Origin of the sequence: Methanomethylovorans sp. PtaU1.Bin093, from assembly GCF_002067275.1 — an archaeon.
Lineage (GTDB): Archaea > Halobacteriota > Methanosarcinia > Methanosarcinales > Methanosarcinaceae > Methanomethylovorans.
The window spans coordinates 1-9,356 of record NZ_MVQX01000098.1; the positions used below are offsets into that span (position 1 = coordinate 1).

Below are 9,356 nucleotides of genomic sequence, written 5' to 3' on the forward strand. Positions count from 1 at the left end.
ATCTATAAAACTAATATAATATAATTCATAATATAGTATGTTTCATAGATTGGTGGAAAAATGACAGAGAATTCCAGTGTGAAAGAAAAAGAAAAAAAAGAGGAACTGGAAAATATACATAAGAACAAAGAAGGTACGACACTTCAAGAAACAATTGAAAATCGTGTTATAGATGAGCTTGACACATTACAACAAAAAGAGATGGACACATCTGAAAACAAAAACCTGATCGATGATGAAAAAAAAGAGCTGGATGTTTCGGAGGTCTCTATATATCGTCCGAGGATCAAAAAACAGACCATTGGCTCACAAATAGATCAAATCCCCCCAGCAATGAAAGGAAGCGCCCCTAAACCTGCTGAAGAGTTCATACTAGAAAACAAAAAGGAACAAAATGATGCTGTTGCAGAGATATTTAAAACTGGTGAAGGTGCTGAATCTTTATTGAAGGATATTGAAATACTGGTGCCCCGTTCCCCTAAATTTGGAATGTCACGAAATATTGAAGAGCAGATACGGAACGAAACGGATACAGAAAAAGAGCATTTTTCTGACCTTCCGAATGCTGAAAACAAAATGCCATTCCCTGAACAGGCTCCAAATATATCGTTTGAGAACTCCACACATTTACAGGAGATCACAAGCGAAACCAGCACACATGTGGCAAAGGAAAACATTGAAAAAGTAGCATCAGAAAAAACCATCAAATCATCAGCAATAACCAATGAAATAGAAAAAGAAAATTACGTACATGCACTTGATATTGAAAAAGAGGTTCTCGGAAAAACAGATCCGATCGAATGTAATATAACTGAAGGAGGCTTGAAAAGAAAACCTTCGGTCATAGAGAAGATCCGCAGCCTGTTCCAACAGGAAGAAAAAGAGATCGAAAGATATGATCCTCTTATACACGGCGAAATATCCCATTTTAGTGGCCTCGAAGGCTATCAGGAAGTGGAACGCTACTGGATCAACGAACCTTATGCTTTCGTAGTTATCCTTTATAATGCCGAGCGGAACGATCATCTGTACTATGTGGTCGAACCTGAAATGACAGATTTTGAAAAAGTATTTCTCACAGAGATCAAGGATCGACTTAGAGATGTGCTACTTGTCGAAAAAGTAAATGAAGATGGTGACAAGGAAAAAATACTGGATATGAAGATAGCCTCTATCGTAAAAGATTACTCTATTGAAGTTACCCCTGCGATGCTGGCAAAAGTTTCCTACTATATTAAAAGGGACTTCATATGGTTCAATAAGATCGATCCTCTTATGCATGATGATTCTATTGAAGATGTTTCAGGCAACGGGCACGATTTGCCTATATTTCTGTACCATAGAAAGCACACTAACATTGCAACAAACATTGTTTTTCAGGAAGAGGAACTTAACTCATTTATAATCCAGATAGCGCAAAGAAGTGGAAAACATATATCAGTGGCAGAACCCATGATAGATGCGGCGATGCCTGATGGGTCCAGGATCCAGATGACCCTGGGCACATGTGTCACTGCACATGGTAGTACTTTTACCATACGTAAGTTCAGTGATGTTCCTATCACTCCTGTGGACCTTATCAAATGGGGTACGTTCTCAGCTGAATCCATGGCTTATCTTTGGCTTTGCATTGAAAATAATAAGAGCCTGATCTATGCAGGAGGGACCGCATCAGGTAAAACCTCATCCCTTAACGCTGTTTCCCTGTTCATTCCTGAGAAGGCAAAGATCATTACCTTGGAAGATACACGGGAACTTAAACTACCTCATCCTAACTGGATACCCAGTGTTACCAGAGATTCTTTCACCGCAGATGAGCGTGGAGCTGTGGATATGTATGACCTGCTTAAGGCGGCCTTAAGGCAAAGACCTGAATACCTGCTTGTAGGTGAAGTGAGAGGAAAGGAAGCATTAACACTTTTCCAGGCCATGTCAACAGGACACACAACTTTCTCCACTATGCATGCTGATTCCGTGGCTTCTGCGATCCACAGGCTTGAGAACCCACCTATCAGTGTACCCCGTACTATGATCCAGGCATTGGACATCATGAGCATCCAATCCCAGACCTATACCAAAGGTAAACGTGTAAGGAGAAATATCAAACTGGTGGAGATCACTGATATTGATCCTAATACCAGGAACATCCGAACTAACGATATTTTTGTATGGGATTCAGAAAGGGATATGTTCATAAGGACAGGTGAATCCAAAGCTCTTATGGACATAAGGCTGCGCAGAGGATGGACAAGTTCAAAGGTAGACCAAGAACTGCGCAATCGAAAAAGAATATTAGAATATATGGTGAAAAATAATTACACTGATTTCAAGGAAATTTCTGACACTATCAATTCATACCAATCTACACCTGAAAAGCTCCTGAAGAAACTGAACCTTGAATGAATATCACAGGTCGGCTCATGAATAGCGAGAACGGTAAGATCGATACAGCCAATATGAATGAAAAACATGTTTCTGAACATACAAATGAGCACAGCATGCTGCATGATGGTCAGGCTTTAGAGCAGCCTGTTTCCAACAATAGACCAATCTCCAGGAAAAAAAGATCTGGAAACCCAAAAGCTCTGATCGAAGATCTTCTTACTTCTTTGTCATTAAGGGGTAAAAGAAATGCAAACAACCCTCCTGGATCGTCAATAGAGAATAAATTGATCCTGTATTTGAACATCCTTAAGAAGATACCTTTTGTGATCCTTGGAGATAAGATACAAGAGAAGAAAGACAGCTATGCCAACCTGCAGACCCAGCTCAAACAAGCCCGCATACCGATGTCATATGAGATGTATATCTCCAATGCCATTTTCTACTCTCTTCTATGTGGTATAGCTGGTGCCATCCTGGGATTGCTTGTTGCCTATACCGTTGTATCGGTTATCGGGCTTCCCGGACAGATAACACAACTTACCTTCGGCTCATCCACGGCATGGTTACTACAATTCAAGGAATTGTTCATCGCCCTTTTGATAATAGTTTTTTCCACATTCTCTCTGGGTGGAGTGACATATGCTTTGTTCATGATGTATCCAGGTTTTCAGGCAAGCGAAAGAAAAGGCAAGATCAACAGGCAATTACCATACGCTGTGACCTTTATGTATGCTATGAGCAAGGGAGGTATGAACATCATTGATATGTTCAAAGCCCTTGCAAAGTCCGTGAACACTTATGGGGAAGTTTCACTGGAAGTTGATGCAATTGTGAGGGACATGGATTATTTCGGCCATGATCTGAGAACAGCCCTTTCCAATGCATGTGAGATCACACCTTCTGACCGTTTCCAGGAGCTCATGTATAATCTGCTTACTGTCATTGACAGCGGTGGAAGCATTTCAAAGTACTTTCAGGACAAGTCCGAAAGCTACCTGCTGAAGTCACAAACAGACCAGAAGGGATTCCTGGAAACATTGGGATTACTGGCCGAGTCGTATGTAACTGCATTTGTAGCTGGTCCCCTGTTCATTATCATAATGGGTGTTATGATGGCAGTCATGGGATCTGGTACTACCACCATGATATACGCCGTGATCTACGGAGTATTGCCCGTGGGTTCCGTGATGTTCGTGGTAATGATAAGTATGATCACCCCCAGCGAGATGGGTGAACCAGAACTTCTGCCCACACGTGCCGAACTGAAGCACGATATACCCCAGGTTCCTCAGCATCTGCATCAGCAATTGGATGAAAATGGAATACTCATCGAAGAGAATGAAGAGAAAGTAAAGCAAAGGCAGTATTATGAAGGTTTTATCAGATCTAAAAAACAGCTCAATTTAAAGAACACATTAAAGAATCCCCTTGCACCCATGTTCGCTAACCCCCTCTTCTCAGCCATAGTTACCGTTCCTCTTGCATTACTTGCACTGATGATACCTTTTGCTCTTAACATGCATAGTATTGCCACTCCTGCACAACTTGTAGATTTCATTGACGACAAACTTGTTCTTTCACTTTTCATTGTTCTGGTCCCACTGGCCATCTTCCATGAGATCAAGAACATGAAGAAAAAGAAGATAGAGAACAATTTTCCAGATATGTTGAAAAAACTGGCAAGCACTAACGAAACGGGAATGACCCTGAGGGATTCCATAAACCTGATGGCAAGATCAGATACAAATTCCCTGAGCAAGGAGACCAGGAAGATATGGAACGATATTACCTGGGGACTTGAAATCAATGATTCGTTGATACGTTTTGCCAACAGATTAAGAACACAGGTCATAACCCGTTCTCTTTCCCTCATCACCAAGGCAAATGAATCGAGTGGTGACATCGGTGAAGTGCTGATAGTTGCTGCGAGGGATGCTGCCTCTGAACAGGCCATGCGCAGAGAAAGAAGCATGAGCATGATGATCTATATCGTTATAATCTACATTTCTTTCCTTGTGTTCGTAGGTGTGATATTCGTCATATCCACTACTTTCCTTTCTGAAATGGCCGCAGCTGGCGAGAAAATGGCTGCTTCGGGATCTAGCGGAGGTTTCCTGGGAAGCTTTGATCTGGATGCCTATACCCAGCTGTTCAAGCATGCAGCCCTGATACAGGGGCTTAGCTCCGGACTTATGGCCGGTGCCATGGGAGAAGGAAGCGTGATGTCCGGGCTTAAACATTCAATAATCATGATGACCATTGGTTTTTTAATCTTCACACTGTTCATCTGACCATATCAACTTTTATGCATTGCACTGGTTGTAATAAGAGATGAGGATAGCAGGAATAGATGAAGCCGGAAAAGGACCTGTGATCGGTCCGATGTGCATTGGAGGAGTGCTTGCAGATAAAGATAAGATAGACTCCCTGAAGAACCTGGGGGTTGCAGATTCCAAGAAACTCACACCTAAGAAAAGAGAGCATCTCGCACATCAGATAAGGAAATATGCACAAAAGGTTTACATTTTCGAGGTATCACCTTCGCAGATCGATGAATTGCGTAAGGTCATGAGCATGAACCAGATAATGGTCCTGGGATTTTCCAGGGTGCTTGAAGAATTGCAGCCCGATATGGCCTATGTCGATGCTGCAGATGTGAATGCAGCAAGGTTCGGGACAAACCTGAAAGCACAGTATACAAAGAAGTTTCCTGAAAAGTCTAAAGAGCTGTCCGTAGTTTCCGAACACCAGGCCGATGCCACATATCCGATAGTGTCAGCAGCCTCCATCGTAGCCAAGGTAAGAAGGGATGAACTGGTAAAAGAACTGGAAAAGAGAATTGGCATCGATCTGGGAAGCGGTTATCCGTCAGATCCGAAAACAAAGCGGTTCCTTGAAGACTGGAGCAGAGAACATGGTACTCTGCCGGAGTTTGTCAGACATTCGTGGAAGACCGCTATGAACGTGCTTAAAGAAAAATAGGTTCATGCAGAACCTGTTATGTGATCTGCCATTGACTCGAATATCTTAAGCCCATCCTTTGAACCGAGTATATCCTCTGAAGCTCTCTCTGGATGTGGCATCATGCCCAGTACATTACGGGAGGTGCTGACAATGCCTGCGATGTTCTCCTGTGAACCGTTGGGATTGACCTCATCAGTAACATGGCCTTCTGAATCTGCATATCTGAAAACCACAAGATCATGGTGTTCCAGTTGTGCCAGAGTATCCTCGGTGGCATAGAAATTGCCTTCCTTATGGGCTATGGGGATACGTACCACTTCACCTTTTTTGAACCTGGAAGTGAATGGGGTTCCTGTGCTTTCCACACGCAGGCAGGTAGGCTGACACCTGAACTTGGGGTACATATTGGTTGTCAGGGCACCTGCAAGCAGGCCGGATTCTGTAAGTACCTGGAAGCCATTGCAGATACCGAGAACTGGCTTGCCCTCTGCAGCCAGTTCCTTCACGGATTCCATAATAGGAGTGCGAGCTGCTATGGCACCGGCCCTGAGGTAATCACCGTAGGAGAAACCACCGGGGATCACCACACCTTCAAAACCAGAGAGGTTATCTTCCTTGTACCAGACAAGTCGTGCATCCAGACCCACAACATCCTGCAGGACGTGGAGCACATCCTGGTCACAATTACTGCCGCCGAACTGGATAATGGCAACGGTCATCAGAGTTCCCTCAAGGTGATAGTATAATTGTGTATTATTGGGTTTGCAATGAGCTTCTCGCACATCTGTTCCACATTCTCTCTTGCATCATGTATGTTCTCTGACTCAAGAGTGATGGTATATTTCTTTGAGGTCTTCACACTTTCCGGGGAATAGCCCAGATGTTCCAGTGCTCTTTTAATTGTAGTACCCTCCGGGTCAAGCATACCGGATTTTAATTCAATGGTAACATCAGCTTCATATCTCATTCTATATCCTCAGTTGGGTTAGTTGCTATAGTATGACAGACCACGCAATTAAAAATAACGCTTTATGGTTCTGTCCTCAGGGAGCGCTCTGCCTGTATAAGCCTCTGTAGGGAAGTGATGTGTGTAAGGATGACGATCAGGGCGATCGCCGGTACTAAATACCCGGTGAATGCACCCAGGACCAGAAGGATCATTCTCTCCGGCCTTTCGGCAAGACCGACGTCCATTGATTTAGCGCCTGCGGCTTCTGAGCGAGCCCTTGTATAACTGACAAGATAAGAGCCAATAAGGGCAAGGGAACACCAGAGCCAATCCGGGACTAGGAGCAAAGGATACGGGACTATGCTCCCGTTGACAAGGCCATAAATGATGCCTACAAAGATAATAGCATCTGCATAACGGTCACATACGGAATCCAGCACAGCCCCAAAGGCTGTCATCCTGTTGGAAGCCCGGGCCACGGCGCCGTCGAGCACGTCAAAGATACCGCTGACAAGGATGAACACTCCACCCAGTACCACATAACCTCTGGCGAAGATCATAGCTGTTACAATGCTCACAGCAAGACCTATAACAGTAAGTGTGTTGGGAGAAACGGGTATTCCTTTGGCCAGAGGCAATAAAGCCTTCCTTACGGTATTTTTCAACTTGCTGAAAATGATGCATCCCTCATTTAACCTTAAGTGGTTTTGACAATATATTATTTTAGTTATCTGTTATGAACGGAAGCAAACAACTGTATAAACCTGCTCTATGATGAGCATGAGTAGTATTATACAGTACAATATAGAAAACATTAAATACGAATTTGAGTGATTTTTACCTGATGCTGGAAGAAGAATGGTGGTACATCCATCCAGGGTCTAATGTGATCAAACGCCCAGCAAGAGGTAAAAATATGAGACCTGAGCGTAATATGGTGGTTTGCGAGAACGGCAATATCGTAATGAAGAAGATCGCCTTGTCCTATAGAAAAGATAACGGGGAAGAGATCTTTTTACTGGATGCAGAAGCTGTGGTAGAGGAAAAGCCAAATTACCGGACCGCTGATGAGCTCTATAAGCGCATCGAAGAGAATTTCATAAACATCGGTTTGCTCAAAAGGGTAGACATGTCCTCTATGAGCGACGATGTGATAAGGGAGCTCATACTGAAGAAGCATGAAAAGGAAGAAAAGTTCCTTAACGCCGGTGCAGAGAGAGGGTTCAAACTCGCAGACGACATAGATCCGGATGACATCCTAAGGTTCTATATTTCATTGACCCCTGAGGAAAGGGTCCGGTTCAACTGCAACCCCTGATCACGGACATTTTTCCTCACAGAAATTTCGATGCCTGAGATGAGATGCGATAGGTTATTAGCAAGCAACCGCATTTATCCTGCTGATCCGAAAGGTAACTTACAGGAACAGGAAAATGTGCGGTATTACTGGCTTTTTTAACAGGGAGAACGCTGCCGAACTAACTCTCAGAGCATTGCATATACTGTCCGATCGCGGAAAGGACGGCACAGGCGTCGCAGGACCTGGTTGGGTGGAATATGCAGATGCTGCTGAGAGGCTGCACCTTCCACATGAGAACAATATCATTGGTCACACCCTGCATTCCATGGTAAATTTCACAAGACAGCCTCTTGTTCATGCAGGCATCCTCACGTCCAATTGTGAGATATATAACTGGAAAGAGCTGGCAGAAGCTTGCCGGATAGATGCCTCCAACGACTCGGACCTGCTTGTAAGGCTTATAGAGCAAAGACTGCACGATGACAATGTGAATACCGCAGATCCCACAGCAGTGATGCGAAATATCTGTGACTCTCTGGATAGGCTCCGGGGTGTGTATGCTTTCGCCTATTGGCTGGAAGGCGCAGTTTATATTGCGCGGGATATCATCGGCCTGAAACCTCTCTGGTACAGCTTTTCAGAGGGTTTTGCCTTCGCCTCGGAGAAAAAGGCATTGAAGGCAACAGGCTATACTGACATAAAAGAGCTCAACCCGAGGGAGATACTGGCTTATGATATCAAGCATGGAACTGTGGACCGTTACACCCGGAATTTCTTTTCTATTACTCCCCAACATGAAGGCACTTTTGAGCAAATTGCAGAACAAGTGCAACAGTTGCTTGAAAATGCTGTAAAGATCCGTTTTCCTGACGAGCCTTTCGGGATACTGTTCTCAGGGGGACTGGATTCAACCATCCTGGCATACATGTGCAAGAAGCTTGGAAAAATTCCCGGAAAGGATTTCAAATGCTACAGCTCGGGTCTTAAAGACGTGCAGGAGCCACCGGACATAGAATATGCGAAGAAGGTGGCGGAAGCACTGGGGCTTGAGCTTGTGGTCTACCAGATAGACCTGGAACAGGTGGAAGAGTACCTCAAGACCGTAGTGCCCCTGGTGGAGGATACGAATGTTCCCAAGGTAGGGGTGGCGCTTACCATGTACACTGCCTGCAAGGCGGCAAAGGAGGATGGGATGCGCGTGATGTTCTCAGGCTCAGGGGCAGATGAGCTGTTCGCAGGGTACGACAGGCACAAGCGTTCCACAGATATCAACAGGGATTCTTATGCCGATATCCTGAAGATCTACGAAAAGAACACCTACAGGGACGATGTTGTGTCCATGTACCACAACATCGAGACGCGGGTGCCTTATCTTGACAGGAGGTTCGTGGAATACGGCCTGAAGATACCGCCGGAGTTCAAGATAAATGATACTGAGAACAAGCTCATCCTGCGCAGGGTCGGAGAAAGGATTGGCATACCTGCGGAGTTTACCCGGAGGAAGAAACAGGCTGCCCAGTATGGCAGCAGGTTCGATAAGGCCATCGACAGGCTTGCCAGAAGAGCAGGATCCAATACCAAGACGGATTACCTGAAACAGTTCTATGGATATCCCAACCTGAAACTGGGGGTGCTGTTCAGCTCAGGCAAGGACAGTAACTATGCCATGTATATCATGCAGCAGCAGAACTATGCCATTGAGTGCCTGATCACCATAAAGAGCATCAATCCTGATTCCTATATGTTCCACACACCCAA

Annotated in this window: 8 protein-coding genes; 5 read left to right on the forward strand and 3 right to left on the reverse strand. The window is 44.6% G+C overall.

Features of this window, described 5'->3' with window-relative positions; all coding sequences use genetic code 11:
* The first annotated feature begins 60 nt into the window (after positions 1-60).
* From A4E24_RS10615 to rnhB, 3 genes are read left to right on the forward strand one after another with little or no spacing between them, the layout of a single operon-like run.
* Complete coding sequence (locus A4E24_RS10615; RefSeq protein ID WP_292353362.1) at positions 61-2,403, forward strand: type II/IV secretion system ATPase subunit; 2,343 nt, start codon at positions 61-63, stop codon at positions 2,401-2,403.
* 17 nt (positions 2,404-2,420) lie between these two features.
* Positions 2,421-4,676, forward strand: a complete 2,256-nt coding sequence (locus A4E24_RS10620) for a type II secretion system F family protein (RefSeq protein WP_292353363.1) — start codon at positions 2,421-2,423, stop codon at positions 4,674-4,676.
* 40 nt (positions 4,677-4,716) lie between these two features.
* The gene (rnhB, locus tag A4E24_RS10625) at positions 4,717-5,367 is read left to right on the forward strand and encodes a ribonuclease HII (protein WP_292353364.1); all 651 of its coding nucleotides are present in this window, start codon (positions 4,717-4,719) and stop codon (positions 5,365-5,367) included.
* Positions 5,368-5,369: 2 nt separating this feature from the next.
* On the opposite strand, the gene purQ is transcribed toward rnhB, so the two are convergent.
* The 3 genes from purQ to A4E24_RS10640 all read right to left on the reverse strand — a co-directional run bounded on the left by purQ (position 5,370) and on the right by A4E24_RS10640 (position 6,963).
* Complete coding sequence (purQ, locus tag A4E24_RS10630) at positions 5,370-6,068, reverse strand: phosphoribosylformylglycinamidine synthase subunit PurQ (protein WP_292353365.1); 699 nt, start codon at positions 6,066-6,068, stop codon at positions 5,370-5,372.
* Positions 6,068-6,316: a phosphoribosylformylglycinamidine synthase subunit PurS gene (purS, locus tag A4E24_RS10635; RefSeq protein WP_292353366.1), complete on the reverse strand. Its 249-nt coding sequence runs from the start codon at positions 6,314-6,316 to the stop codon at positions 6,068-6,070. Before purS ends, purQ begins: the two co-directional genes overlap by 1 nt.
* 62 nt (positions 6,317-6,378) lie before the next feature.
* Complete coding sequence (locus A4E24_RS10640; RefSeq protein ID WP_292353367.1) at positions 6,379-6,963, reverse strand: CDP-alcohol phosphatidyltransferase family protein; 585 nt, start codon at positions 6,961-6,963, stop codon at positions 6,379-6,381.
* A gap of 179 nt (positions 6,964-7,142) precedes the next feature.
* Between A4E24_RS10640 and A4E24_RS10645 the strand changes: the two genes are divergently transcribed.
* Together A4E24_RS10645 and A4E24_RS10650 are read left to right on the forward strand one after the other, a co-directional pair.
* Positions 7,143-7,616 carry a hypothetical protein gene (locus A4E24_RS10645; protein ID WP_292353368.1) on the forward strand — a complete coding sequence of 158 codons (474 nt, stop codon included), beginning with the start codon at positions 7,143-7,145 and terminating at the stop codon, positions 7,614-7,616.
* A 115-nt stretch (positions 7,617-7,731) separates the two neighbouring features.
* The coding region (locus tag A4E24_RS10650; RefSeq protein WP_292353369.1) for an asparagine synthetase B at positions 7,732-9,356 on the forward strand (1,625 nt) is incomplete at its 3' end.